General features: G+C 70.3%; 20 protein-coding genes and 1 pseudogene. 16 read left to right on the forward strand and 5 right to left on the reverse strand.

The window, feature by feature from the left end:
• The first annotated feature begins 133 nt into the window (after window positions 1–133).
• The 5 genes and pseudogenes from ACEZDG_RS37015 to ACEZDG_RS37035 all read left to right on the forward strand — a co-directional run bounded on the left by ACEZDG_RS37015 (window position 134) and on the right by ACEZDG_RS37035 (window position 3,881).
• Entirely contained in the window at window positions 134–475 is a 342-nt protein-coding gene (locus ACEZDG_RS37015) for a hypothetical protein (protein ID WP_380519195.1), read from the forward strand.
• Window positions 472–879, forward strand: a pseudogene (locus tag ACEZDG_RS37020) (Tn3 family transposase). The gene ACEZDG_RS37015 and the pseudogene ACEZDG_RS37020 overlap by 4 nt, the downstream one beginning before the upstream one ends.
• 304 nt (window positions 880–1,183) lie before the next feature.
• On the forward strand, window positions 1,184–3,067 hold the full coding sequence (locus ACEZDG_RS37025) for a hypothetical protein (RefSeq protein WP_380519196.1): 1,884 nt from the start codon (window positions 1,184–1,186) through the stop codon (window positions 3,065–3,067).
• Window positions 3,064–3,486, forward strand: coding sequence for a hypothetical protein (locus ACEZDG_RS37030; protein ID WP_380519198.1), 423 nt, complete (start codon window positions 3,064–3,066; stop codon window positions 3,484–3,486). The genes ACEZDG_RS37025 and ACEZDG_RS37030 overlap by 4 nt, the downstream gene beginning before the upstream one ends.
• A gap of 89 nt (window positions 3,487–3,575) precedes the next feature.
• On the forward strand, window positions 3,576–3,881 hold the full coding sequence (locus ACEZDG_RS37035) for a hypothetical protein (RefSeq protein WP_380519200.1): 306 nt from the start codon (window positions 3,576–3,578) through the stop codon (window positions 3,879–3,881).
• Between the two features lie 318 nt (window positions 3,882–4,199).
• Here ACEZDG_RS37035 and ACEZDG_RS37040 read toward each other — a convergent pair whose 3' ends face one another.
• Window positions 4,200–4,631: a hypothetical protein gene (locus ACEZDG_RS37040; protein ID WP_380519202.1), complete on the reverse strand. Its 432-nt coding sequence runs from the start codon at window positions 4,629–4,631 to the stop codon at window positions 4,200–4,202.
• Window positions 4,628–5,011, reverse strand: a complete 384-nt coding sequence (locus tag ACEZDG_RS37045) for a TnsA-like heteromeric transposase endonuclease subunit (protein WP_380519204.1) — start codon at window positions 5,009–5,011, stop codon at window positions 4,628–4,630. Before ACEZDG_RS37045 ends, ACEZDG_RS37040 begins: the two co-directional genes overlap by 4 nt.
• 548 nt (window positions 5,012–5,559) lie before the next feature.
• On the opposite strand from ACEZDG_RS37045, the gene acnA reads away from it, so the two are divergent.
• Together acnA and ACEZDG_RS37055 are read left to right on the forward strand one after the other, a co-directional pair.
• A complete protein-coding gene (acnA, locus tag ACEZDG_RS37050) occupies window positions 5,560–8,268 on the forward strand; it encodes an aconitate hydratase AcnA (protein WP_380519206.1) in 2,709 nt (902 codons plus the stop codon).
• Between the two features lie 153 nt (window positions 8,269–8,421).
• Window positions 8,422–9,774: a glycoside hydrolase family 18 protein gene (locus ACEZDG_RS37055; RefSeq protein WP_380519208.1), complete on the forward strand. Its 1,353-nt coding sequence runs from the start codon at window positions 8,422–8,424 to the stop codon at window positions 9,772–9,774.
• A gap of 94 nt (window positions 9,775–9,868) precedes the next feature.
• On the opposite strand, the gene ACEZDG_RS37060 is transcribed toward ACEZDG_RS37055, so the two are convergent.
• The gene (locus ACEZDG_RS37060) at window positions 9,869–10,489 is read right to left on the reverse strand and encodes a TetR family transcriptional regulator (protein WP_380519210.1); all 621 of its coding nucleotides are present in this window, start codon (window positions 10,487–10,489) and stop codon (window positions 9,869–9,871) included.
• Window positions 10,490–10,583: 94 nt separating this feature from the next.
• Between ACEZDG_RS37060 and ACEZDG_RS37065 the strand changes: the two genes are divergently transcribed.
• From ACEZDG_RS37065 to ACEZDG_RS37105, 9 genes are all read left to right on the forward strand, one after another.
• Window positions 10,584–11,999: a GH1 family beta-glucosidase gene (locus tag ACEZDG_RS37065; RefSeq protein WP_380519267.1), complete on the forward strand. Its 1,416-nt coding sequence runs from the start codon at window positions 10,584–10,586 to the stop codon at window positions 11,997–11,999.
• Between the two features lie 176 nt (window positions 12,000–12,175).
• Window positions 12,176–13,402, forward strand: coding sequence for an ROK family transcriptional regulator (locus ACEZDG_RS37070; RefSeq protein ID WP_380519212.1), 1,227 nt, complete (start codon window positions 12,176–12,178; stop codon window positions 13,400–13,402).
• Window positions 13,403–13,522: 120 nt separating this feature from the next.
• Window positions 13,523–14,632 (forward strand): substrate-binding domain-containing protein, encoded by a 1,110-nt coding sequence (locus ACEZDG_RS37075; protein ID WP_380519214.1) that lies wholly within the window; start codon window positions 13,523–13,525, stop codon window positions 14,630–14,632.
• A 261-nt stretch (window positions 14,633–14,893) separates the two neighbouring features.
• A complete protein-coding gene (locus tag ACEZDG_RS37080; RefSeq protein WP_380519216.1) occupies window positions 14,894–15,682 on the forward strand; it encodes an ATP-binding cassette domain-containing protein in 789 nt (262 codons plus the stop codon).
• Window positions 15,679–16,947: a sugar ABC transporter permease gene (locus ACEZDG_RS37085; protein WP_380519218.1), complete on the forward strand. Its 1,269-nt coding sequence runs from the start codon at window positions 15,679–15,681 to the stop codon at window positions 16,945–16,947. The genes ACEZDG_RS37080 and ACEZDG_RS37085 overlap by 4 nt, the downstream gene beginning before the upstream one ends.
• A gap of 204 nt (window positions 16,948–17,151) precedes the next feature.
• Entirely contained in the window at window positions 17,152–19,074 is a 1,923-nt protein-coding gene (gene dxs / locus ACEZDG_RS37090) for a 1-deoxy-D-xylulose-5-phosphate synthase (protein WP_380519220.1), read from the forward strand.
• A 98-nt stretch (window positions 19,075–19,172) separates the two neighbouring features.
• Window positions 19,173–20,708, forward strand: coding sequence for an ArnT family glycosyltransferase (locus ACEZDG_RS37095; RefSeq protein WP_380519222.1), 1,536 nt, complete (start codon window positions 19,173–19,175; stop codon window positions 20,706–20,708).
• Between the two features lie 104 nt (window positions 20,709–20,812).
• On the forward strand, window positions 20,813–21,622 hold the full coding sequence (locus ACEZDG_RS37100; RefSeq protein ID WP_380519224.1) for a DsbA family protein: 810 nt from the start codon (window positions 20,813–20,815) through the stop codon (window positions 21,620–21,622).
• Between the two features lie 24 nt (window positions 21,623–21,646).
• Window positions 21,647–22,498, forward strand: coding sequence for a class I SAM-dependent methyltransferase (locus ACEZDG_RS37105; protein WP_380519226.1), 852 nt, complete (start codon window positions 21,647–21,649; stop codon window positions 22,496–22,498).
• 153 nt (window positions 22,499–22,651) lie between these two features.
• Here the strand turns inward: ACEZDG_RS37105 and ACEZDG_RS37110 are convergent, their stop codons facing one another.
• Both ACEZDG_RS37110 and ACEZDG_RS37115 read right to left on the reverse strand, forming a co-directional pair.
• Window positions 22,652–24,781 carry a 3-hydroxyacyl-CoA dehydrogenase NAD-binding domain-containing protein gene (locus ACEZDG_RS37110; protein ID WP_380519227.1) on the reverse strand — a complete coding sequence of 710 codons (2,130 nt, stop codon included), beginning with the start codon at window positions 24,779–24,781 and terminating at the stop codon, window positions 22,652–22,654.
• On the reverse strand, window positions 24,781–25,998 hold the full coding sequence (locus tag ACEZDG_RS37115; protein WP_380519229.1) for a thiolase family protein: 1,218 nt from the start codon (window positions 25,996–25,998) through the stop codon (window positions 24,781–24,783). The genes ACEZDG_RS37110 and ACEZDG_RS37115 overlap by 1 nt, the downstream gene beginning before the upstream one ends.
• Window positions 25,999–26,117 lie beyond the last annotated feature (119 nt).

The following is a 26,117-nucleotide window of genomic DNA, read 5'->3' on the forward strand; positions in this document are numbered from 1 at the left end:
CGCCCCGGCTTCTTGCCCACCGGCAACAACGGCTCCAGTCTGGCCCATTGCTCACTCGTCAGATCCCCACGCCCCACGAGTGGATCATTGCAGACCTTGATCCACTTATGAAACAGACCCTAGTACCGTCCCGGTGGCAGGGCTACCCGGACGAGGCCGCGGCCAAGGGGACGCGACCGCCCACCGGCACTACTGGGAGCTGTGCACGCTGCTCGCGCTGCGCGATGGCCTGCGCTCGGAGGACATGTTCGTGCCCGGCTCGCGCCGCTACGACAACTCGGCCGCCTACCTGTTCACCCCCGCCCAGTGGGGCGAACACCGTGCGGAGTTCTGCCGCCTGGTCGGCAAGAGCCTTGACGTCTCTGAGGCTCTGCCGCTGGTGATGGACGAACGCGACGACGTGAGCGACCTACGATCTAGGGGGCGAAGTTCCTGTCGGACGAGGGCTGCCGGCGCAGGATCGCCCGGCAGCTGAACAAGGGCGAGTGCATCCACGCCCCGCGCCGCCAGCTTCACTATGCCTGCGAGGGCAAGATCACCTGCCGCTAGCCCGAGCGGCAGAACGAGCAGGCGTGGTGCCTGACCGTCGTCACGAACGCGGTCATCTGCTGGCACACGGAGTGCATGGGCCTGGCCGTCGACCAGCTGCACGGGGCCGGCCGCGAGGTGGACGCCGAGGTCTTGGCGCACATCTCCCCGGACCGCAGCTCAGCGGTGAACTACTACGGCTCCATCACCGCCGACTACGAGCGCGAACTCGCCCAGCTCGACGACAAGGGCCACCGGCCGCTGCAGACCGTGGCCGCCGACGATCCGGCCGCTGGGGTGAAGGGCGGCCAGCCAAAGCGGGTCGCTTTCAGCCGAGGGTGGTGGAACTGACCCTGACGACAACCCTGTTCGACATGGGGCACTTGGTGCTACTCTTCTCGGCTAGTTGCATCATCGTCAGTTCATCTTTCCAGTACGGCGGTTGCCAGCTAGGTGACCAGGTCGTACCAAGGCAACGCTCGTCAGTAACCGGCGAGTGCCCTGAAGGAACGGTGAGTTGGGCGGTGGTGCGCCACAACCCTGGACGGCCACCCGGCCGGGAGGGCAGGTGGGGGCAACGGTGCCGAGTCAGGTCCCAGCCCTCGCCCTCTGTCGCCACATCGGCGAGCAGATCGAGAGACTGAGGAAGACTCCCGTGTCCCACGTACCCACGTCTGCGGCCGAGCCGCCACTCCCCTTCTCCACCGAGTCGGACACTGTCGACCACCGACTCATCGGTGCGCGTCTGCGTCCGCCTGCCTCGCAGGCGGTGATCGACAAGAGCGTCGCCGCAGGTGTCGCGATCGGGCTGAGCCCCGAGATGGCCGAGGTGCTGGCTGCGGCCGCCGCCGACCAGCAGCAGCTTCGCCGGGCTCTGCGCTCGCCGAAGATCCAGCGCTTCGGCTCCGAGGAGTTCACGTACATCGAGTTCGACGTCGTGACCTGGCGCATCCTGCCGTCGCCGGACAACATCCGGTTCGAGGACGAGCGCGCCCGCGGCACGATCCCCATGCCTCGATTCGGAGCTGTCGAGGGGGAGGCGCTGCTCACCTTCGAGATGGACTCGGCCGACAAGATGATCGACGCGATGGCCCCGCGGATCACCGACATGGTGAACAACAACCCGCACATCGGCTCCATCCTGGACCGCGGTATCGAAACGCCGGGATGGCTGAGCGCCGTCCGGCTGACCACGGACCTTGGCACGGTGACACGACTGGAGTCCACGGACGCCTTCGGCCGTACTGTCGCCAGCCACCAGGGACTCGGCATCACGTTCAAGGACGCTGCCTGGAACCTGCGGCCCGGCAGCCGTCGCGCGAGCCTCCTGCTCCGCGACCTCGTGGAGTGGGCTGGAAGCGACATCGTCACGGACGACCAGGCACGCATGGTCCGCTGCTCGATCATGCCCAACGCCCGGGTGATCATCGGCTACTCCGCCCCGCGGGGGTTCGACCGGGCTCGCCGGCGGTTCGTGGCGCACCTGCACATGGCGCCGCCCATGACCTTCTCCATCGCCACCACCCTGAACGCCAAGGCGAACGCCGCGGTGGACAACCTCTACGAACGCGGCCTGCTGATCATCCCCTCCGGGATGACCGCCGAAAGCGTCCGGGACATCCTCGATGGCACGGACCGCAAGCACGGCCTCCTCCCTGACCAGGTCGCTGTTCTGGCCTGCGGGACTCTCAACCCCCACCCGAACAAGCGCCAGGCCCGCGCGGTCAACGACGCCATCGCCGACCTCACTGGTGCGAAGCCCAAGCTGGAGGAGCGCACCCAGCTGGCCGCCGAGGTCGCCTTGCGGGGCTTCCCCGCGGACAAGCGGCTCACGGCCCTGCGATCCGCGCTCGACCGGGCCTGGCGCTGGTCGGTCCTGCGCGGCGTCGAGCTGACTTGCGGCCACCCGCTCGACCTGCTGGCCGAGGCGCTCCGCGAACTCGTACAGGCCGGTGACGCTGCTGGTCCCGCCACCGCCGAGCTCGCTGCGCTTGCCAGCTACCACCTGGTCGGAGGCCGCACCCAGCTGCTGACCCGTTCCGAGTTCGGCGGCCGCGGCAGTAACGCCGAGCCCCAGCAGATCATGCGGCAGCTGACCAAGTCCGACGTCGGCCTGCGCCAGCTGTGCCAGGTTGTGCTGGACGGCCGGGCCGGACGGGACCCGCAGGAGCTGGCCGACGGCACCATGCCACAGGACACCCTCATCCCGGCCGCCGAGATCCTCACCCCAGGGCGTCTGCGCGAACTCGCCGACCTGTCCGAGGGAGAGGGCATCACCCACGAAACCCCCGAAGACCGATTTGCTGCGGCGCTCAAGGACTTCCAGGAGCGCATCGACGACCTGCTCTCCGCGGCCCAGAGGGTCGGCAACGTGACCGGCGAGGATGGCGTGGCGCTGGTGGACACGTTGGGATTCAGCAACTCCAACGTGCGGGACACGCTCGTCGAGATCACTGACCTCGTCTCGGAGTGGCGAGGCGCGCGCCGCCGAGCCGACCGGATGCGGGCTGACCTGGACGAGATCAGTGACGCCCGATGAAGCGCTCCGCGTACACGCTGACCCCGGAGAACTACGGCACCGCGTGCGATCTCGCCGGCTCCGCGCTGCTGCGGCGCGTTCCGGCTGCCTCGACGGTCCTGCAGATCACCGAGGGTGGGGCTTGGAAAGAGTTCTCGACGGGCGTCTACATCGCCGCCGACTTTGAGAACGTAATCCGCTACACCGGGAGCGCGATCCGCGAGGGGTCGGTCGGTGACCGCGTCCACGAGCACGTACTGCGCGGACGCGCCGCTCGGTGGACCCGCCTGATGGTGGTCCCGCTGGCCCCGGACACCGAGGAAGACCTCGTGCGCAGGATCGAGGGCCGGATCGGAACGGTCCTGCGGCCCCTCGACACCAAGCGGCTCCCCACGCTCGGCACGCCCCGGCGAGCCGCCTCGCGCAGGGCTTCCCGGTAACGCACGAAGAGAGCACAGAGATGACCCCCACCGCTCAGCGGTGGGGGTCATCTCTTGCTGGACAGCCAGGCCTGCGTGCGCCGCCCGCCGTGGCGGCCGCGAAGACCGCCGACGTACGCACCTCGTACCTGGAAGGCCACTCCATCGCGGCCCTCGCCCGAGACCACCGGGTCAGGCGCGGCGCGATCCGAACCGTCGTCGCTGACCTCCTGCCCGACCACACCGCCATCGAGGAGGACGCGCCCGCCCCGGAGCTGCCGGTCACGCTCGACATGCCGGGCAAGGTCGCCGACTTCCTCCGCACTGCCGAACTGGAGCCCGCCGAGCGGGCCGCGCTCGAACACGGGACATCCGCAGGGCCTCTGACCAGCCGGGCCGCATCGCCTCCGGGGTGACGTTGCGGGCCAGTAGCGCGGAAGCGTCCGCGGCCTTGGTAGTTGGCAGCCGCAGCACTGCCGCCGTGATCGACCTCGTCACGATTTCGACCATCGCCGTCAGCTTGAACTTCTCCGCGATCCCGTCGTCCGGCCGCACCAGCACATCCAGCGGGATCGAGTCGATCTGCATCAGCTCGCCCGGCGCACTGGTCGGAATTTCCCCGAACGGGCCGGACGGCCGTGCCTTGACCGACCGGCGTGTGCGTGCCCATCGCCAGCTTGCTGTAGAGCCAGTACAGAGTGGCCCGGGAAGGGCCCTTAACACCTGCGGCGTCCTCACGGCCGACCAGGATCTCCTTGGTCCGCCAGGCGAGGAATCCGATCGTCTTCAAGGAGTCCTCGGCCGTCAAGTCGATCGCCTGCCGCATCGCCCCCCGCCACTGCCGCATCGACCTTGCCGAAGGCTGGCATCTGCTTGGCCGACCGGCCGTCGGCCAGTCCGACCAGGCCGTCACGCTGGTAGCGCTGGCGCCGCTGCTTGATCCCGCTGGCTGTCACCTTGTGCCTGGCCGCCGTCAACGCGGCCGCCTTGGACCGCTCGCGCTCAGCCAACGAGTGCTGCCCGGGGTCGAACTCAGGCCGAGGCACTGTCTCATCCGACGGCCCCAGCGGCAGCCCGTGCAGCACCTCCAAGATGTGGCCCTCCCACCAAAATTCCTGTTCAGCCGCCGTCCCGGGGAACTCTGCGAGCCGCCCTTTCCCGCTCATCGAGCATCCCTCCCGACCACGCCCACGATCGTGCGTGGGCCCGTCAGATGGATCGACAGATCCTCGGCGACCAGTTCCTGGCGCCAGAGCAGATGGAACAGCGCGGGCAGTGTCGCGAGCCGGTCACCCGCCGCGTCGGCCCCCGACAGCAGCGGCCCCGGGTTCGCGAAAACCTCCCGCAGGCGGTTCGCAGCCGTGCGGTCCAGGCATCGTGGATGCCGGTAGCGCGACAGCCACCGAGCACTCGCCATCAGCGCCGCCTTCGGCGTTCCGGCCCGCTCTAACCCCCACTCCGCCTGAGCACAAGCCATCCGCGTTGCCTCGAACGCCTCCATGTCCTTCGGCTCGATCCGCTCGTCCGCGCGGACATCGATCACCACTGCCGAGCCGTCCACGCGGCGTACGAAGTAGTCCGGGGCGTGGTCGGCGCTCCCGCTGGCCGACATGCCAGTGCAGCCAGAAAGGTTGCGAGGCGATCCCGGCCACCCTCAGATCGAAGTCCAGGAGCAGAAGCCGGTCGCGCTCCAGCCAGGACTCGAAGCCGACGTGCTGCCCGGTCGTTGCTGCCCAGGTACCAGCCCGCGAAGTGACGCTCACCACGAGACCAGCGAAACGGCCGCACCGGCCCCACGTCCTCGAACCGGGCCGTCACGCAATCCAGCAGTGGACGGCGTTGCGGCTCGTGTACCGCGTCCACGTACGACAGCTCGATGTACGGCTCTGCAAGATCCACCCCAACCGGTACAGCCGCCCAGACCCCCAGTGTGATCACCCGCACGACTAGGTTCACTGAGACGGAGGGTGGAACGAATGGTTTCGCTGGGTAAACGCCTCGATTGGATGACAGCGGTCGCGCGTCGGGGAGCGGCATGCACTATGGTTATCTCGACATCAAGATATCCTCGGTAAGACACTCAGGGAGACAGTCGTGTCCGCCAACAGCTTCGACGCCCGCAGCTCGCTGCAGGTGGGCGACGAGTCGTATGAGATCTTCAAGCTGGACAAGGTCGAGGGCGCCGCGCGCCTCCCCTACAGCCTGAAGGTGCTCCTGGAGAACCTGCTCCGCACGGAGGACGGCGCGAACATCACCGCCGACCACATCCGGGCGCTGGGTGGATGGGACGCCACCGCGCAGCCCAACCAGGAGATCCAGTTCACGCCCGCCCGCGTGATCATGCAGGACTTCACCGGCGTCCCCTGCGTCGTCGACCTGGCGACCATGCGTGAGGCCGTCAAGGAACTGGGCGGCGACCCGGCGAAGATCAACCCGCTGGCCCCGGCCGAGCTGGTCATCGACCACTCGGTCATCGCCGACAAGTTCGGCACCAGGGACTCCTTCTCGCAGAACGTCGAGATCGAGTACGGCCGCAACCGCGAGCGCTACCAGTTCCTGCGCTGGGGCCAGACCGCGTTCGACGAGTTCAAGGTCGTCCCGCCGGGCACGGGCATCGTGCACCAGGTCAACATCGAGCACCTGGCCCGCACGGTCATGGTCCGCAACGGCCAGGCCTACCCCGACACCTGTGTCGGCACCGACTCGCACACCACCATGGTCAACGGCCTGGGCGTGCTGGGCTGGGGCGTCGGCGGCATCGAGGCCGAGGCCGCGATGCTGGGCCAGCCGGTCTCGATGCTGATCCCGCGCGTGGTCGGCTTCAAGCTGAACGGCGCGCTGCCGGCCGGGGCCACCGCCACCGACCTGGTGCTGACCATCACCGAGATGCTGCGCAAGCACGGCGTGGTCGGCAAGTTCGTCGAGTTCTACGGGGCGGGCGTCAGCTCGATCCCGCTGGCGAACCGGGCCACCATCGGCAACATGTCGCCGGAGTTCGGCTCCACCTGCGCCATCTTCCCGATCGACGCCGAGACCATCACCTACCTCAAGCTGACCGGCCGCAGCGAGCAGCAGCTCGCCCTGGTCGAGGCGTACGCCAAGGCCCAGGGCCTGTGGCACGACCCCGAGGTCGAGCCGGTCTACTCCGAGTACATCGAGCTGGACCTGGCCACCGTGGTCCCGTCCATCGCTGGGCCGAAGCGCCCGCAGGACCGGGTGATCCTGGCCGAGGCCGCCGAGCGCTTCCGCCACGCGGTGCGCGACTACATCGCGGTGGACGACGAGTCCGGCAAGGAGTCCTTCCCGGCCTCCGACTCCCCGGCCGTCACCAACGGCTTCCACCAGCCGACGCTGGTCACCGCGGCCGACGGTTCGACCTACGAGATCGACAACGGCGCGGTGGTGATCGCCTCGATCACCTCCTGCACCAACACCTCCAACCCCTCGGTGATGCTGGGCGCGGCCCTGCTCGCCAAGAAGGCCGTGGAGCGGGGCCTGCACGCCAAGCCCTGGGTCAAGACCACCCTGGCCCCCGGGTCCAAGGTCGTCATGGACTACTACGAGAAGGCCGGCCTGATCCCCTACATGGAGAAGCTGGGCTTCGACCTGGTCGGCTACGGCTGCGTCACCTGCATCGGCAACTCCGGCCCGCTGATCGAGGAGGTCTCGGCCGCGATCAACGAGCACGACCTGGCCGCGGTCTCGGTGCTCTCCGGCAACCGCAACTTCGAGGGCCGGATCAACCCCGACGTCAAGATGAACTACCTGGCCTCGCCGCCGCTGGTGGTCGCCTACGCCATCGCCGGCAACATGAACGTCGACATCACCCGCGACGCGCTGGGCACCGACGCCGAGGGCAAGCCGGTCTACCTGGCCGACATCTGGCCGTCGGAGCAGGAGATCGCCGAGGTCGTGGCCTCGTCGATCGACCAGGACATGTTCACCAAGGACTACGCGGACGTCTTCGCCGGCGACCAGCGCTGGCAGTCGCTGCCGATCCCCACCGGCAACACCTTCGAGTGGGACAGCGAGTCCACCTACGTCCGGAAGCCCCCGTACTTCGAGGGCATGGCGCACGAGCCGAGCCCGGTGGTGGACTTCGCCGGCGCCCGGGTGCTGGCCAAGCTGGGCGACTCGGTCACCACCGACCACATCTCCCCGGCCGGCAACATCAAGCCGGGCACCCCGGCGGCGCAGTACCTCACCGAGCACGGCGTGGAGAAGCGCGACTTCAACTCGTACGGCTCGCGCCGCGGCAACCACGAGGTGATGATCCGCGGAACGTTCGCCAACATCCGCCTGCGCAACCAGATCGCGCCGGGGACCGAGGGCGGGTACACCCGCGACTTCAGCCAGGCCGACGCGCCGGTGTCGTTCATCTACGACGCCGCGCAGAACTACCAGGCGGCGGGCACCCCGCTGGTGATCCTGGCCGGTAAGGAGTACGGCTCCGGCTCCTCCCGCGACTGGGCCGCGAAGGGCACGGCGCTGCTGGGCGTCAAGGCCGTCGTCGCCGAGTCCTACGAGCGGATCCACCGCTCCAACCTGATCGGCATGGGCGTGCTCCCGCTGCAGTTCCCGGAGGGCGCCAGCGCCGACTCGCTGGGCCTGACCGGCGAGGAGACCTTCTCCATCACCGGCGTGACCGCGCTGAACGACGGCGGCATCCCGGAGACCGTGAAGGTCAAGGCGGGTGACGTGGAGTTCGACGCCAAGGTGCGGATCGACACCCCCGGTGAGGCGGACTACTACCGCAACGGCGGCATCCTGCAGTACGTGCTGCGGTCGCTGATCGCCAAGTAGTTCTCCAGGAGACACCAAAACAGCTGTGCCCCCGAATCGGGGGCACAGCTGTTTCCTATTCACCTCTTGTGCTGAGTGGCGCAATTGGCCTATACCTGTTCTTCACCTGGTCCAGACCAATTTTGCGCTGCTCACCCCCCGAGAGGGTCGCTCATGCGTTCGTCCGTTTCCGGCCGTAAGGCCACCGGGCTGATCTCCGTCCTCGCGCTCGCCACCGGCACGGTTCTCGCCGCGGGCCCGAGCGCCTCCGCACACGGCCTCCCCGGCCACTCCGCCCGCCCGCTGGTCGGCCAGCGGGTCGGCTTCTTCACCCAGTGGTCGATCTACAGCGGCTTCTCCGCCAAGAAGGTCGACACCAGCGGCCAGGCCGCCAAGCTCACCACCCTCAACTACGCCTTCGGCAACGTCGGCGCGGACGGCACCTGCTTCGAGGCCAACGCGGCCGGCCAGGGCGACGCCTGGGCCGACTACCAGCGCCCGGTCGGCGCCGACGAGGCCGTCAACGGCGTTGCCGACACCGCCGACCAGCCGCTCAAGGGCAACTTCAACCAGCTCCGCGAGCTGAAGGCGAAGTACCCGCAGCTGCACCCGATCATCACCCTGGGCGGGTGGACCTGGTCCACCTACTTCTCCAGCGCGGCGGCCACCCCGGCCTCCCGGCAGAAGCTGGTCTCCTCCTGCATCGACCAGTTCATCAAGGGCGACCTGCCCGTGCTGGACGGCGTCAACGGCGGCCAGGGCGCGGCGGCCGGGATCTTCGACGGCATCGACATCGACTGGGAGTACCCGGGCGGCGGCGGCGCGGACGGCAACCAGGTCAGCCCGCAGGACGGCCACAACTACACGCTGCTGCTCCAGGAGTTCCGCAAGCAGCTGGACGCGCTGGGCAAGCAGACCCACAAGCACTACCTGCTCACCGCGGACACCTCGGCCGGCCGGCCGAAGATCGCCCAGCTCGAACTGTCCAAGGCCGCAAAGGCGGTGGACTGGTTCAATGTGATGGCCTACGACTTCCACGGCAACTGGGAGACCACCGGCCCGACCAACAACGCGGCCAACCTGCACGGCGACCCCAAGGACCCGGCCAAGGCCGCGGACCTGAACTACAACGTCGACGGCGTGCTGTACGACTACCTGAAGCACGGCGTCCCGGCGAAGAAGATCGTCCTCGGCACGCCGCTGTACGGCTACGGCTGGAGCGGGGTGGGCCCGACGAACAACGGCCTGTACCAGCCCGCCACCGGCACCCTCGGCAGCATCCCGTACAACGTGCTGGTGGGCACCCCGGGCACGGTCCACTTCGACCGGACCACCGGCGCCACCACCAAGTACGACGCCGCCACCCAGTCCTTCTACACCTACGACACCCCGCAGGTGCTCCGCGACAAGGGCGCCTACGCCCGCGACCTCGGGCTCGGCGGCGTGATGGCCTGGTCCCTGGACAACGACACCGCCACCGGCGACGAGGTCGCCGCCCTGGACAAGGGCCTCAACACCGGCTTCTAGCCTGCCCCGTGACACCGCGTGACCCAGCCCGACGCCGACGCCCGCCGCGCCCCTCGCGGCGGGCGTCGGCGCGTGCGCGGTCGGCTGTGCGCGGTCAGCCGGACGGGGCCAGATAGCCGCGCAGCAGCCGCTTGCACTCGGCGACCAGCACCGGGTCGCCGTCCGGGTCGGTGCGGAAGGCGAGCCGCAGGACGGCGTCGGCGCACTCCAGCGCGATCCGCAGGGCGAGCCGCGGATCGGGCCCGGAGGAGTCGGTGAGCAGGTCGGCGGCGAAGGTCCAGAGCCGGTCCGCGACAGCGGTGTTGTTGTCGAGCACCGCGTCCAGCATGTGGGTGCTTTCGGCGTCCTCCCAGCCGACCGCGCCGAAGTCGACCACCCCGAAGCCGGGGGTGGCCCGGTGCATCAGCACGTACTCGTCGACCGCGAGGTCGACCAGCGCGCCGACGTCGACCGGGCGTTCGGCCTCGACCCGGCCGGACAGCCGCTCGGTGAAGTGCTCCAGGTTGCGCTGGGCCAGCGCGCCGAGCAGCCCCTCGATCCCGGGGAAGAACTGGTAGAGCGTGCCGATCGGCACCTGGGCCCGGCGGGCGACCTCCTTGGTGGTGAGGCCGGTGTAGCCGACCTCGTCCAGGAGTTCCCCGCAGGAGTCGAGGATCCGTTCGAAGCGCTCCAGGCTGCGGCGTTGGACCGGGCGACGGCGTACTGCGGTGTGCATGGGCCTACTCTGCCGGATCGGTTGTTGCGTTGGCGAGCAGATAACGCGAGCATTGCTCATATTAATGGGCGAGCAGCGACTGGAGTACTCACCGATGGCCGAGCCGACGCCGAAGCCGACTCCGACGCCGACCACGCCGCTGCCGCCCGGGTTCAGCTGGGGCGCGTCCACCGCGGCCTACCAGATCGAGGGCGCCGCCGCCGAGGACGGCAAGGGGCCCTCGATCTGGGACACCTTCACCGCCCGCCCCGGCGCGGTCCGCGACGGCCACACCGGCCACACCGCCTGCGACCACTACCACCGCTACCGCGAGGACGTCGCGCTGATGCGCGGCCTCGGCCTGGACGCCTACCGCTTCTCGCTCTCCTGGCCCCGGATCCTGCCCACCGGCTCGGGCCCGGTGAACCAGGCCGGCCTGGACTTCTACGACCGGCTGGTGGACGAGCTGCTCGCGAACGGGATCGCCCCCGTCCCCACCCTGTTCCACTGGGACCTCCCGCAGGCCCTCGAAGACGCAGATGGCTGGCTGAACCGCGACACCGCCCACCGCTTCGCGGAGTACGCGGCCGTCGCCGCCGACCGGCTCGGCGACCGGGTGACCCGCTGGATCACCCTGAACGAGCCCTTTGTGCACATGGCCTACGGCTACGCCTTCGGCATCCACGCCCCCGGCCGGGCACTGCTGCTGGACGCCCTGCCGGTGGCGCACCACCAGCTGCTCGGGCACGGCCTGGCCACCGCCGCGCTGCGGGCCCACGGCGCCGCGCAGGTGATGATCGCCAACAACTGCTCGCCGGTCCGCCCCGGCGGGCGCTCGGCCGAGGACCTGGCCGCCGTCGAGGCTTACGACATCCTGCACAACCGGCTGTTCAACGACCCGCTGCTGCTCGGGAGCTACCCGGACCTCTCCGGCTACGGCGCGCCCGAGCCGACCTGGGGCGGCCTGGTCAGGGACGGCGACCTGGCGGCCATCGCCGCCCCGCTGGACGGCCTCGGCCTGAACTACTACAACCCCACCTGGGTGGTCGCCCCAGCCGCCCCGACGGCCCCGGCCGGCCCCGCAGCCCCTTCCGCAGGCATCCTGCCGTTCGACCTGGCCGAGCCCGGCCCCGGGTACGCCCGCACCGGCTTCGGCTGGCCGGTGGTCCCGGACGGGCTGACCGAGCTGCTGCTGCAGATGAGGCAGCGCTACGGCGACGCCCTGCCACCGGTGTGGATCACCGAGAACGGCTGCTCCCAGCCGGACCGCCCGGTCGACGGCGAGATCAGGGACCAGGACCGGATCGACTACCTCGACGCGCACATCGACGCCGTCGCCGCGGCCGTCGCGCAGGGGGTGGACGTCCGCGGTTACTTCACCTGGTCACTGCTGGACAACTTCGAGTGGGCCGAGGGGTACCACCAGCGCTTCGGACTGGTCCATGTGGACTTCGAGACCCAGGTCCGCACCCCCAAGGCCTCCTACGGCTGGTACCGGGACCGGATCGCCGCGCACCGGGGAGCGCGCTGAGCCGTCCGATTCATCCCCGTCTGCGGCATAGGTTTCGCAACAATCAGTCTTCAGTCTTGACGGGACTGGGCCCTATTGGTTGAGCTTAGGCTTCACAAGTTGTACTGAGCTTGGCCGCAACGACGCGGCGGAGCCCTGGTGGACGGTCGGGTTGCCAGGACTCGGGAGGGTGGAACATGTCCGCGGACACGCCAGGATCACAGTCCTCGCTTCATCGAGCCAACCTGGAGCGGGTGCTCAGAGCGGTCCGGATGGCCGGGTCGCTCACCCAGGCGGAGATCGCCAGGACCACCGGACTCTCCGCCGCGACGGTGTCGAACATCGTCCGGGAGCTCAAAGAGGTCGGCACGGTGGTGGTCACCCCGACCTCCTCCGGCGGCCGACGGGCCCGCAGCGTCTCGCTCAGCGCCGACGCCGGGATCGTGGTGGGCGTCGACTTCGGACACTCCCACCTCAGGGTCGCGGTCGGCAACCTGGCGCACCGGGTGCTGGCCGAGGAGAGCGAGCCGATAGACACCGACGCCTCGGCGGACCAGGGCTTCGGCCGGGCCGAGACGCTGGTGGCCCGGCTGCTGGAGCAGACCGGCTTCCGCACCGACAAGGTGATCGGCGTCGGCCTCGGCGTCCCCGGGCCGATCGACGGGGAGACCGGCGCGCTGGGCTCCACCGCGATCCTCCCCGGCTGGACCGGCATCGCCCCCGGGCGGGAGCTCTCCAGCCGGCTGGGGATGCCCGTCTACGTCGACAACGACGCCAACCTGGGCGCCCTCGGCGAGCTGGTCTGGGGGGCCGGCCGCGGCCTGTCCGACCTCGCGTACATCAAGGTCGCCAGCGGTGTCGGGGCCGGTCTGGTGATCTCCGGTCAGATCTACCGCGGGCCCGGCGGCACGGCCGGTGAGATCGGACACATCACCCTGGACGAGTCCGGCCCGGTGTGCCGCTGCGGCAACCGCGGCTGCCTGGAGACCTTCGTCGGGTCTCGCCACGTCCTGAACCTGCTCGCAAGCAGCCACGGGACCGATCTGACGCTGTCCCGGGTGGTCCAGCTGGCCCAGCGCGGGGACCTCGGCTGCCGGCGGGTGCTGGCCGACGTGGGGCGGCAGATCGGCACCGGCGTGGCCAATCTCTGCAACCTGCTGAACCCGCGCCGGGTGATCCTCGGCGGCGATCTGGCCGAGGCGGGAGACCTGGTCCTGGACCCGATCCGGGAGTCGGTGGCCCGGTACGCCATCCCCAGCGCCGCGCGGCAGTTGTCGGTGGTCCCGGGCACCCTGGGCGGCCGGGCCGAGGTGCTTGGAGCCTTGGCGCTGGTGATGTCCGAGATGGGTGACTCTGGGGCATTGTCGAGCACTGAGGGTAGGGACTCCGGACGTTCGGTTGCAGTCGTGCCTTCAGGAAGATAACGAAAAGGTTCGGATTCGGGGTGTTGAGGATTTACTTATTGACGTCAGCCTCACCTGCGATGTTGACTCCGTGACACCTCGGTCGCAAAGTGGCGACCGCGTCAGGGAGGCACCCCCAAGATGAACACTTCTCTTCGCCGTACCGTGGTCGCGACCGCTGCGATCTCGATGGCGCTCGGTATGGCTGCTTGCGGCAAGGCCGGCAGCAGCAGCTCTTCCTCTTCCGCCTCGGCCTCGTCCTCGGCCGGCGGCTCGCAGGTCATCGGCCTGCTCCTGCCGGAGACGACCACCACCCGGTACGAGCAGTTCGACAAGCCGCTGATCGAGGCCAAGATCAAGGCGCTGGCGCCCAGCGCGGTCGTGAAGTACTACAACGCCAACGGCCAGGCCGCGACCCAGGCCCAGCAGGTCACCACCGCGATCAACCAGGGCGCGAAGGTCCTGATCATCGACGCGGTCGACTCCGCCCAGATCAAGTCCTCGGTGCAGGCCGCCAAGGACAAGGGCATCAAGGTCGTCGCCTACGACCGCCTCGCCAGCGGCCCGGTCTCGGCCTACGTCTCCTTCGACAACGAGGCTGTCGGCAAGCTGCAGGGCCAGGGCCTGCTGGACGCCCTCGGCTCCAAGGCCACCCCGACCGCCAAGATCGTCGAGATCGACGGCGACTCGGCCGACCCGAACGCCGCGGACTTCAAGAAGGGCTTCACCGAGGCCATCGCCGGCAAGCTCACCGTCGGCTACGACGCCTCGGGCCTGTGGAAGCCCGACGTCGCGGCGCAGAAGGCGACCGCCGGTATCGCCGCGGTCGGTGCCAAGAACATCGTCGGCTTCTACTCGGCCAACGACGGCATGGCCGTCGGTATCATCTCCTCGATGAAGACCGCGGGCCTGGAGAAGCTGCCGATCGGTGGCCAGGACGCTCAGCTGGACGCCGTGCAGCGGATCATCGCGGGCACCCAGGCCTACACCATCTACAAGGCCTACGCCCCCGAGGCCGACGCGGCCGGCACCCTTGCGGTGGACCTGCTGAACGGGACCGACATCTCCTCCGTCGCGACCGCCACCAAGACCAACGCCTCGGGTGACAGCGTCCCGTCGCAGCTGCTGACGCCGGTCCTGATCACCAAGGCCAACGTCGAGTCGACGATCGTCGCGGACAAGTTCTACACCGTCGCGCAGATCTGCACCGCGGACTTCGCCGCCGCCTGCACCGCGGCCGGCATCAAGTAGTCCTCGAAGCGGCCCGGCCCCATCAGGCCGGGCCGCTTCGGTTCGCCCCGCGCCGGGTATCTGTTCCGGAACACAGCCGGAGGGATTCCCGCGCGGGGCGCGGCGCGGGACCATGACTGCTGATCGAGCCGTGGTCCCCGCCCCGTAGGGAAGTCATCTGTGCCGTCCCACACGGCTGCAGCAGCATCTTCATCTTTACCCGCACGAGTCTGCGCCCGGGACGGCGCGGCAACCCACCCGAGGCACCGGGTGGTTAAGGAGTTGGTTCACGTGACAAGCGCACCCGTACTGGCGTTGCGCGGGGTCTCCAAGCGGTTCGGCGCCGTCCAGGCGCTGTCCGATGTCGAGCTCGAGGTCCACGCCGGCGAGGTGGTCGCGCTGGTCGGCGACAACGGCGCGGGAAAGTCGACCCTGGTCAAGACGATCGCCGGCGTCCACCCCATCGATGACGGTGTCATCGAGTGGGAGGGCCAGCCGGTCAGCATCACCCGCCCGCAGGACGCCCAGCACCTCGGCATCGCGACCGTCTACCAGGACCTGGCGCTCTGCGACAACCTGGACGTCGTCGCCAACCTCTTCCTGGGACGCGAGCTGATGCACCGCGGCACCCTGGACGAGGTCAGCATGGAGCAGAAGGCGCGGGAGCTGCTCAGCACCCTCTCCATCCGCATCCCCAGCGTCCGCATCCCGGTCGCCAGCCTCTCCGGCGGCCAGCGTCAGGTGGTGGCCATCGCCCGCTCCCTGATCGGCGACCCCAAGGTCGTCATCCTCGACGAGCCCACCGCGGCCCTCGGCGTCGAGCAGACCGCCCAGGTCCTCGACCTGGTCGAGCGGCTCCGCGAGCGCGGCCTCGCCGTCATCCTGATCAGCCACAACATGGCCGATGTGCGCGCCGTCGCGGACACCGTCGCGGTGCTGCGCCTCGGCAGCAACAACGGGACGTTCACGGTCCAGCAGAGCACCCAGGAAACCATCATCGCCGCGATCACCGGTGCCACCGAGAACGCGGTGACCCGACGCCAGGCACGTACGGCGGAGGCCACCCAGTGAGCAAGCACAGCATCGACACTCCCGCGCCCGCGGTGGCCCCCGCCATCGACCCGCGCCTGCTGGTCCGCGAAGAGGGCTTCAAGGGCTACGCCACCGAGTTCAAGCGCAAGGTGCGCGGCGGCGAGCTCGGCTCGCTGCCGGTCGTCATCGGCCTGATCATCATCTGGCTCGCCTTCAGCCTCAACGACAGCACCTACCTCAAGGCCAGCACCGCCACCTACGTGGCCTACTACGGGGTCGGCATCGGCCTGCTCTCCGTCGGCCTGGTCTTCGTGCTGCTGCTCGGCGAGATCGACCTCTCGGTCGGCTCGCTCAGCGGCCTGTCCGCCGCGGTCTTCGCGGTGCTCGCGGTCAACCACGGGATCAACCCATGGGTGGCCGTGCTGGTCACCCTGCTCACCGGGGCCGTGATCGGCGCGCTGCAGGGCACGGTCTTCGCCAAGCTCGGCGTCCCGGCCTTCGTGGTCACCCTGGCCGGCTTCCTGGGCTGGCAGGGCGTCATGCTCTGGCTGCTCGGCACCACCGGCACCATCAACCTGCCCGACACCGGGCTGAACCACTACCTGCAGGGCAGCTCGTTCTTCCTGAACGGCGACATCGCCGGGGCGTACATCCTGGCGGCGCTCGGTGTGGCTTCCATGCTGATCGGCAACATCATCGAGCAGGGCCGCCGCCGCAAGGCCGGCGTCCCGTTCCGCCCCACCAGTGAGATCGGCCTGCGGGTCGGCCTGCTGGCGGTCGGCGCCTTCGGCATCGCCTACATCCTGAACCAGGACCGGGGCATCCCGGACGCCACGGTGCTGTTCCTGGCGCTGCTGATCATCACCGACTTCGTGCTCCGCCGTACCTCCTACGGCCGCAAGGTCTTCGCGGTCGGCGGAAACATCGAGGCCAGCCGTCGCGCCGGTATCAACGTCGCCGCGATCCGGATCTCGGTCTTCGCGATCTCCGGTGCCTTCGCTGCGCTGGCCGGCATGGCGATCGCCGGTACCACCAACGCGGCCGGCCAGGGCGGCGCCGACCCCAACAACCTGATGATGGCCATCGCGGCCGCGGTCATCGGTGGCACCAGCCTCTTCGGCGGCCGGGGCCGGGTCTGGTCCGCCCTGCTCGGTGTGCTGGTGATCGAGTCCATCCAGTACGGCCTGAACCTGCTGGGCCTGACCCAGGACGCCAACTACATGATCATGGGTGCGGTGCTCCTCGCCGCCGTGATCGTCGACTCGCTGGCGCGCCGCACCCAGAAGTCGGCCGGCCGCGCCTGACCCGGCGTCCGACCCGCACCGCGTTCGTGCACCGAACCTCCGGCCGTGACGGCCGGGCCGGACCTCCGAGGGGGAGGTCCGCCCCGGCCGGGCCGGTGGAAAAACCGACTGCCCGGCACCGTACCGCTCCGGTGCCGGGCAGTCGTATGTCCTAGACTCAGCTCTCCTGGCTCAAAGACGGAGTCAACTACGAAGGAGGAACGGGTGGCCCTGCTGACCCGCATCCGGGGACCCCGCGACCTGGACCCGCTCACCCCAGGCCAGCTCACTGTGCTGGCCGAGGAGATCAGGGGATTCCTGGTCGAGGAGGTGTCCAAGACGGGCGGCCACCTCGGTCCCAACCTCGGCGTGGTCGAGCTCACCCTCGCGCTGCACCGGGTGTTCGACTCCCCGAAGGACCGGATCCTCTTCGACACCGGCCACCAGAGCTATGTGCACAAGCTGCTCACCGGCCGCCAGGACTTCTCGCAGCTCCGGGTCAGGGGCGGCCTGTCCGGCTACCCGTCCCGGGCCGAGTCCGACCACGACGTGATCGAGAACTCGCACGCCTCCACCGTGCTCGGCTACGCCGACGGCCTGGCCAAGGCCAACGAGCTGCACGGGCACGAGGACCGCCACGTGGTCGCGGTGATCGGCGACGGCGCGCTCACCGGCGGCATGGCCTGGGAGGCGCTGAACAACATCGCCGAGGCCCAGGACCGCCCGCTGATCATCGTGGTCAACGACAACGAGCGCTCCTACTCGCCCACCATCGGCGGTATGGCGAACCACCTGGCCACCCTGCGCACCACCCAGGGCTACGAGCGCTTCCTCTCCTGGGGCAAGGCCTCGCTGCAGCGCACCCCGGTGGTCGGCCAGCAGATCTTCGAGACCCTGCACGGCGCCAAGAAGGGCCTCAAGGACTTCATCGCCCCGCAGGGCATGTTCGAGGACCTCGGCCTCAAGTACATCGGCCCGATCGACGGCCACGACGAGCAGGCGCTGGAGTCCGCGCTGAAGCGGGCCAAGGGCTTCGGCGGCCCGGTCATCGTGCACTGCCTGACCCAGAAGGGCCGCGGCTACCGCGCCGCCGAGCAGAACGAGGAGGACCGCTTCCACGCCGTGGGAGTGATCCACCCCGACACCGGCCTGCCGGTGCTGCGACCTGATGGCAAGGCCGCCGGCCAGGACTGGACCTCGGTCTTCGGCGAGGAGATGGTGGCCCTCGGCCGCGAGCGCCGCGACCTGGTCGCCATCACCGCGGCCATGCTGCACCCGGTCGGCCTGGCCCCGTTCGCCAAGGAGTTCCCCGACCGGATCTTCGACGTCGGCATCGCCGAGCAGCACGCCGCGGTCAGCGCGGCCGGCCTGGCCACCGGCGGGCTGCATCCGGTCGTCGCGGTGTACGCGACCTTCCTGAACCGGGCCTTCGACCAGGTGCTGATGGATGTGGCGCTGCACAGGTGCGGGGTCACCTTCGTGCTGGACCGGGCCGGTGTCACCGGTACCGACGGGGCCAGCCACAACGGCATGTGGGACATGTCGATCCTGCAGGTGGTCCCCGGGCTGCGACTGGCCGCCCCGCGCGACGCCGACCAGCTCAGGGCCCAGCTGCGGGAGGCCGTCGCGGTCGAGGACGCCCCCACCGTGGTCCGCTACTCCAAGGGCACCGTCGGCCCGGCCATCCCCGCGGTGGGACGGATCGGCGGCATGGACGTGCTCCGCGACAGCGGCGAGGCGGTGGGACCGGTCCGCGCGGACGTGCTGCTGGTGGCCGTCGGCGCGATGGCCGCGACCTGCCTGCAGGCGGCCGAGCTGCTCGCCGCCCAGGGCGTCAGCAGCACCGTGGTGGACCCGCGCTGGGTCAAGCCGGTCGACCCGGCGCTGCCCGGCCTGGCCTCCGAGCACCGGGTGGTGGTCACGGTCGAGGACAACGGCCGGGTCGGCGGCGTCGGCGCGACCATCGCCCAGGCCCTGCGCGACGCCGGGGTGGACGTCCCGCTGCGGGACTTCGGCATCCCGCAGGAGTTCCTGGACCACGCCAGCCGCGACCAGATCCTGGAGCAGATCGGGCTGACCGCCCCCGCGATCGCCGAGCGGGTGGCCGCCCTGGTGGCCAAGCTGGGCGCCGGCGACCTGGCGCTCTGAGTCCCGTCACCGGCCCTGAGCTGCGGTTTCCCGCCGCAGGCAGGGCCGGGTGATAACCCGCCTGCGTGGGCCGGGGGTCACGGGGTAGCGTGACCTCTGTGTCCACCGAGCCGTCAGACCGCAGGGAGCCGCTGATCCGGATGGGCAGCAGCTCCGCCGCGCTGCCCCTGGCCCAGCCCACGCTGGGTGAGCTGGCGGCGCGCGCCCGCGAGCGGCTGCGCACCGGCTACTGGGCCCGTCTGGTCCCGCTGCTGGGCACGCTGGCGGTGCTCACCCACCTGCCCTCGTTCGCCCGTACCGTGTGGAGCCCGGACGAGGGCTACCTCGCCACCCAGGCCCGGATGCTGGCCGGCGGCGGCGTGCTCTACGACACCGTGGTGGACCGCAAGCCCCCGCTGCTCCCTTGGCTCTACGAGGGGGCGTTCTGGCTGTTCGGCTCAGCCTCGCTGTGGCCGCTGCGGGTGCTCGCCATCGGCGCGCACCTCGGCACCGCGGTGCTGCTCGCGGCCATCGCCCGGCAGCGCTGGGGCAACCGGGCCGGCGCCGCCGCCGGGGTGCTCTACCTGCTGGTCTCGGTCGGCCTCTCCCCGGAGGACACCCAGGCCGCCACCTTCGAGGTGTTCATGCTGCCGGCCACGGCAGCCGCCTTCTGGTTCGCCCAGAACCGCCGCTGGGCCCAGGCGGGCGCGGCCACCGCGGTCGCCGCGCTCACCAAGCAGACCGGCGGCGCGGTGCTGCTCGCCGTGCTCTGGATGCTCCGCCGGGAGGCCCGCAGGGACGGCGGCCAGCCGGCCCGCGGCTCGCTGCCCGCGCTGGCCTTCGGCTTCGGGCTGCCGGTGCTGGTGATCGCGCTGTCCACCGGGGTGAAGAACTTCCTGTTCTGGGTGGTCACCGGGAGCAGCGACTACGCCTCGCTCGACGGCGCCTGGCTGACCATGCTGGAACGGGCCCTCGGCAACGCCGCGATCCTGGCCGCCGCCGCGCTCGGCCTGCTGGTCCCGCTGGCCCGCCGCTGGCGCCGGGCCCGCGAGGACGCCGACCTGTGGATCTGGCTCGCGGCCTCGGCCCTCGGCGTGATCACCGGCTTCCACTTCTTCGGCCACTACTACCTGCAGCTGGTCCCGCCGCTGGTGCTGCTCGGGGTCGGCGCGGTGGCCAGGGGCTCGCTGAACTGGCGGCCGGTCCTGCTCTACACCGCGCTGGCGGGCACGGTCTTCGTCGGCCTCGGCTTCGTCTGGCCGCACCAGCCGCTGCAGCACTCCGTCTCGGTGGCCACCGACGTCTCCGAGGAGACCGCGCCGCAGGACACGGTGCTGGTCTGGGGCATGAACCCGGAGGTCTACTGGCTCTCCGGGCGGACCCCGGCCACCCGCTACCTCACCGCCGGGCTGCTGACCAACTTCGCCGGCGGGCGGGAACCGGACAGCGTGGGCGTGAACCAGGGCGTCTCCGACTCCTGGAAGGTCTTCGGCAAGGAGATGGCCAAGCGGCTGCCGGTGGTGATCGTCGACGAGTCCGGCAACGCACCGTACTCGCCCCGCTACATCCAGCCGATGCGGGCCCTGCTCGCGGCCCACTACATCAGGATCGGCAGCGACGGCACCGCCGTGTTCTACCGGCTGCGGCACCAGTAGCGCCTGTCCGGCCGAAGCACAGTAAGAACCCCGGGTCCGCAGCTCCTGCCGGAACATGGCATTCTGTCGCAGGCACAGCAGCAGGATTCCTGAGGAGATTTCGAGTGAAGCGCTCCGTCGGCAAGAAGACCAAGAACGCCCCCTCAGGGACGGACACCGCCGCAGCCGCCGGGACGGCCCCGAAGGCCACCCACACCCGGCGCTGGATAGGTGCGGCGGCCATGGTGGTCGTGGTCTTCGCGGCAGCCGGCGCGGTCGGCGCCGTGGTCAGGGACCACTCGGCCAAGAAGCTCACCCCGCCGACCTCGGGCACAGGACCGAGCCACCTCGCCGTGCCGGTCAGCGGCCACACCCCGGTCACGCTGACCCTCTACGAGGACCTGCGCGACCCGGCCTCGGCCACCTTCGAGCAGACCTACCGGCCGACCATGGACCGGCTGCTCGCCTCCGGCACCGTCAAGCTGCTGTACCGCGAGGTGGCCGACGTGGACGCGGCCAAGGGCGGCACCGGGTCGCTGAACGCCGCCAACGCGCTCGGCTGCGCCCAGGACGCCGGGCACTTCAGCGCCTACCGGACCGTGCTGCTGGCCAACCAGCCTTCGGCGGACACCGACGCCTTCGCTGACAAGGCGCAGCTGATCGCCCTGTCCAAGCAGGTCAAGAAGCTGGACACGGATGTGTTCCGCAACTGCGTCGACAGCGGCGCGCACAATGTCTGGGTCAAGGACTCGACCAGCGACTTCGCCTCGGCGAACCTGGGCAGCGTGCCGGTGCTGACCATGCAGGCCACCGGCCAGGACACGGCGCGGACGGTGATCGGCGGCTCGGCGCAGCTGACGCCCGAGAAGCTCTTCTCGCTGGTGATCGACGCCGCCACGACCGCCACCCCCTCGGCCACCCCCTCCGCGAGCTGACCGCGGGCTGGCTAGGCTGCCCGTATGACTGAAGCGCAGGGACGGGTGAAGCCGTCCGGGGTGTGGGCGACGGCTGTCGGTGTGGCACGGGTGCGGGCGCTGGAGACCGGACGGGAGAACCCGCTGTTCCGGGACCCGCTGGCGCTGGCCTTCGCCACCGCGGGAGGGCTGGGGCCGGAATCGCCCCTGCCGGACCTGGACGAGGCCGCCCGGCGGCGCTGGCTGGGCGTGGCCTTCTCGATCATCATCAGAACGAAGTTCCTGGACGACCTGCTGGACCAGGCCGCTGCGGCCGGTGTCCGGCAGGTCGTCCTGCTCGGTGCGGGGATGGACAGCAGGGCCTTCCGGATGGACTGGCCCGAGGGCACCCGGCTGTTCGAGGTCGACACGGCCGAGCCGCTGGAGTTCAAGGACTCGGTGCTGCGCCAGGAGCGGGCCGTCCCGCGCTGCGAGCGGATCACCGTGACCGTGGACCTGCGCGAGGACTGGCCGGCGGCGCTGGCCGCCGCGGGCCACGACCGCTCGCAGCCGACCGTGTGGATCGCCGAGGGCCTGCTCATCTACCTGCCGGAGGAGGCGGTGGAGCGGCTGATCGGACTGATCGGCGAGCAGTCCGCGCCGGGCAGCCGGATGGGCCTGACCCTGGGCTCCCGCGGCGTGGTCTCCCGCTTCGCGGCGGACGCCGCGGCGGGGACGGCGGCGTCGATGTGGGTGTCGGAGATGCCCGACGACCCGATCGGCTGGCTGGCCGCACACGGCTGGGCCGCCGAGGCCCACACCCTCCGTGACCGCGCTGCGGCCTACGGCCGCCCCATCACCACCGAACCCCGGGGCGACGAGGGCCCCGGCGGCCTCATCCACGCGCTGCGAGCCTAGCCCGCGCAGTTCCCCGCGCCCCTGAGGCGGTCACCTGCCGCGAGGCCTCAGCCAGGCAATACAGCAGGGGCGCGGGGAACTGCGCGACAAGCCATGCACTTACGTGCACGTATCGCCGCGCAGCAGCCCCGCGCCCCTGCTCAGAACTGACGGCTACACCGGAACGCTGGCGATCCCCGGGGCCAGGAACGGCTTCCCGTTGACGCGGAGCGAAACGCCGCTGCGGTCCAGGTACGGCGTGATCCCGCCGAGGTGGAACGGCCAGCCCGCGCCGGTGATCAGGCACAGGTCGATGTCCTGAGCCTCGGCGACCACCCCCTCGTCCAGCATCAGCGCGATCTCCTCGGCGACCGCCGTCAGCGCCCGGTCCAGCACCTGCTCCGGCGTCAGCACCACGTCGCCGACCTGCAGCAGCGCCGCGACCTCGGGGTCGATCTCCTGCTGACCCGTCGCCCAGCTGTAGAACCCGCGCTTGCCGGCCTTGACCACCCGGGCCAGGTTCTCGGACACCGAGAACCGCTCAGGGAAGGCCGCGTGGAGGGTCTCCGACACATGCAGCGCGATGGCCGGGCCGACCAGCTCGATCAGCACGATCGGCGACATCGGCAGCCCCAGCGGCTCCACGCCCTTCTCGACCACGTCGATCGGCGTGCCCTCGTCGATGACGTGCTGGATCTCGCCCATGAAGCGGGTCAGGATCCGGTTCACCACAAACGCCGGAGCGTCCTTGACCAGCACGCCGGTCTTCCGCAGCTGCTTGGCCACGCCGAACGCGGTGGCCAGTGAGGCGTCGTCGGTGCGCTCACCGCGGACGATCTCCAGCAGCGGCAGCACCGCCACCGGGTTGAAGAAGTGGAAGCCGACGACCCGCTCGGGGTGCTCCAGCTTGGCGGCCATCTCGGTGACCGACAGCGAGGAGGTGTTGGTGGCCAGGATGCAGGTCGGCGAGACCACGGCCTCGACGTCCGCGAACACCTGCTGCTTGACGCCCAGTTCCTCGAACACCGCCTCGATCACGAAGTCCGCGTCGCCGAACGCCGCGGCCTTGTCGAGCGAGCCGCTGACCAGGCCCTTGAAGCGGTTGGCGGTGTCCTGGTTGATCCTGCCCTTGCCGAGCAGCTTGTCGATCTCCTCGTGGACGTAGCCCACGCCCTTGTCGACCCGCGCCTGGTCGATGTCGGTGAGCACCACCGGCACCTTGAGCTGACGGACGAACAGCAGCGCCAGCTGCGAGGCCATCAGGCCCGCGCCGACCACGCCGACCTTGGTGACCGGACGGGCCAGCGACTTGTCCGGCGCGCCGAACGGGCGCTTGCCGCGCTTCTGCACCAGGTTGAAGGCGTAGATGCCGCTGCGCAGCTCGCCGCCCATGATCAGGTCGGCCAGCGCCGCGTCCTCGGCGTCGAAGCCGGCCTGGTAGTCGCCGTCCTTGGCCGCGGCGATGATGTCCAGCGCCCGGTACGGGGCCGGAGCGGCGCCGTGCACCTTGGAGTCGGCGACGGCCCGCCCGTGCGCCACAGCGGCGTCCCAGGCCTCGCCGCGGTCGATCTCGGGCCGCTCCACCACGGTCTCGCCCTTGAGCACGGTGGCGGCCCAGAGCAGCGACTGCTCCAGGAAGTCGGCCGGGGCGAACACCGCGTCGGCGATGCCCAGGTCGAACACCTGCTTGCCCTTGAGCTGACGGTTCTGTGACAGCGAGTTCTCGATGATGACCGAGATCGCCTTGGCCGGGCCGATCAGGTTCGGCAGGATGGTGCAGCCGCCCCAGCCGGGCACCAGGCCGAGGAAGCACTCGGGCAGCGAGAACGCCGGGACCCCGGTGCTGACGGTGCGGTAGTCGCAGTGCAGGCCGATCTCGACGCCGCCGCCCATCGCCGCACCGTTGTAGAAGGTGAAGGTGGGGACCGGCAGCGCGGCGATCCGCTTGAAGACGTCGTGGCCGCCCTTGCCGATGGCCAGCGCGTCGCTGTGCTCCTTGAGCACCTCGACGCCCTTGAGGTCGGCGCCGACCGCGAAGATGAACGGCTTGCCGGTGATGCCGACGGCGGCGATGGAGCCCGCCGCGGCCTCGGCCTCGACCTGGTCCAGCGCCTCGGACAGCTTGGCCAGCGAGCCGGGCCCGAAGGTGGTCGGCTTGGTGTGGTCGAAGCCGTTGTCCAGGGTGATCAGCGCCAGCCGGCCGGCGCCGAGCGGCAGGTCCAGGTGGCGGACGTGGGCCGAGGTGACGACCTCGTCCGGGAACAGCTCGTGAGCGCGCTTCAGCAGCGCGGTGGTGTCGCTCATCACTTGCCGCCTTCGAAGTTCGGGTTCTCCCAGATGACCGTTCCGCCCATGCCCATGCCGATGCACATGGAGGTCAGGCCGTAGCGGACGTCGGGGCGCTCCTCGAAGCGCCGCGCCAGCTGGGTCATCAGCCGGACGCCGGAGGACGCCAGCGGGTGGCCGTAGGCGATCGCGCCGCCGTACGGGTTGACCCGCTCGTCGTCGTCCGCCAGGCCGAAGTGGTCCAGCATCGAGAGGACCTGGATGGCGAAGGCCTCGTTGATCTCGAACGCGCCGATGTCGGCGATGCCGAGACCGGCCTTGGCCAGCGCCTTCTCGGTCGCCGGGACCGGGCCGATGCCCATCACCTCGGGCTCCACGCCGACGAAGGCGTAGGAGACCATCCGCATCTTGACCGGCAGGCCCAGCTCGCGGGCCACGTCCTCGGCGGCGATCAGCGAGGCCGTCGCGCCGTCGTTCAGGCCGGCCGCGTTGCCCGCCGTGATCCGGCCGTGCGGGCGGAACGGGGTCTTCAGGCCCGCCAGCATCTCCAGGGTGGTGCCCGGGCGCATCGGCTCGTCGACCGTGGCCAGGCCCCAGCCGGTCTCGCCGGCCGCCTCGTTGGTGCGGCGCACGGCGACCGGCACCAGGTCGGGCTGGATCTTGTTGTTGGCGTACGCCTTCGCGGCCTTGTCCTGGCTGCGCACGGCGTAGGCGTCGCAGCGCTCCTTGGTCAGGTGCGGGAAGCGGTCGTGCAGGTTCTCCGCCGTCATGCCCATGAAGAGCGCCGACTCGTCGACGACCTTCTCGGACAGGAAGCGCGGGTTGGGGTCGACGCCCTCGCCCATCGGGTGCCGGCCCATGTGCTCGACGCCGCCGGCGATGGCGATGTCGTAGGCGCCGAAGGCGATGCCGCCGGCCACCGAGGTGGCGGCGGTCATCGCGCCGGCGCACATGCGGTCGATGGAGTAGCCGGGGACCGTCTTGGGCAGGCCCGCGAGCAGCGCGGCGCTGCGGCCCAGGGTCAGCCCCTGGTCGCCGATCTGGGTGGTGGCGGCGATGGCGACCTCGTCCACGCGGGCGGGGTCCAGGCTCGGGTTGCGGCGCAGCAGCTCGCGGATCGCCTTGATCACCAGATCGTCGGCGCGCGTCTCCGCGTAGATGCCCTTCGGTCCGGCCTTGCCGAACGGGGTGCGGACGCCGTCGACGAAGACGACGTCCCTCGCGGTACGAGGCACGGTGGCTCTCCTCCCAAGTCCCCAAGTGGGGGCCCAAATGACGTGGCGGCCCAGCTGGACCGGTGCGGGCAGCCGCAGGCGACCTGCGTCGGCGGCGACACAACGCTGATGCTACCCGC

The organism is Streptacidiphilus alkalitolerans (genome assembly GCF_042511045.1).
In the GTDB taxonomy this organism is placed as follows: Bacteria; Actinomycetota; Actinomycetes; order Streptomycetales; family Streptomycetaceae; genus Streptacidiphilus; species Streptacidiphilus alkalitolerans.

What these genes read in the sequence shown, in the direction of transcription:
- ACEZDG_RS37060 (WP_380519210.1), bottom strand. Translation starts at nt 10,489, where the DNA reads ATGCACACCGCAGTACGCCGTCGCCCGGTCCAACGCCGCAGCCTGGAG.
- ACEZDG_RS37040 (WP_380519202.1), bottom strand. Translation starts at nt 4,631, where the DNA reads ATGAGCGGGAAAGGGCGGCTCGCAGAGTTCCCCGGGACGGCGGCTGAA.
- ACEZDG_RS37030 (WP_380519198.1), top strand. Translation starts at nt 3,064, where the DNA reads ATGAAGCGCTCCGCGTACACGCTGACCCCGGAGAACTACGGCACCGCG.
- ACEZDG_RS37055 (WP_380519208.1), top strand. Translation starts at nt 8,422, where the DNA reads ATGCGTTCGTCCGTTTCCGGCCGTAAGGCCACCGGGCTGATCTCCGTC.
- ACEZDG_RS37070 (WP_380519212.1), top strand. Translation starts at nt 12,176, where the DNA reads ATGTCCGCGGACACGCCAGGATCACAGTCCTCGCTTCATCGAGCCAAC.
- ACEZDG_RS37075 (WP_380519214.1), top strand. Translation starts at nt 13,523, where the DNA reads ATGAACACTTCTCTTCGCCGTACCGTGGTCGCGACCGCTGCGATCTCG.
- ACEZDG_RS37110 (WP_380519227.1), bottom strand. Translation starts at nt 24,781, where the DNA reads ATGAGCGACACCACCGCGCTGCTGAAGCGCGCTCACGAGCTGTTCCCG.
- ACEZDG_RS37105 (WP_380519226.1), top strand. Translation starts at nt 21,647, where the DNA reads ATGACTGAAGCGCAGGGACGGGTGAAGCCGTCCGGGGTGTGGGCGACG.
- ACEZDG_RS37065 (WP_380519267.1), top strand. Translation starts at nt 10,584, where the DNA reads ATGGCCGAGCCGACGCCGAAGCCGACTCCGACGCCGACCACGCCGCTG.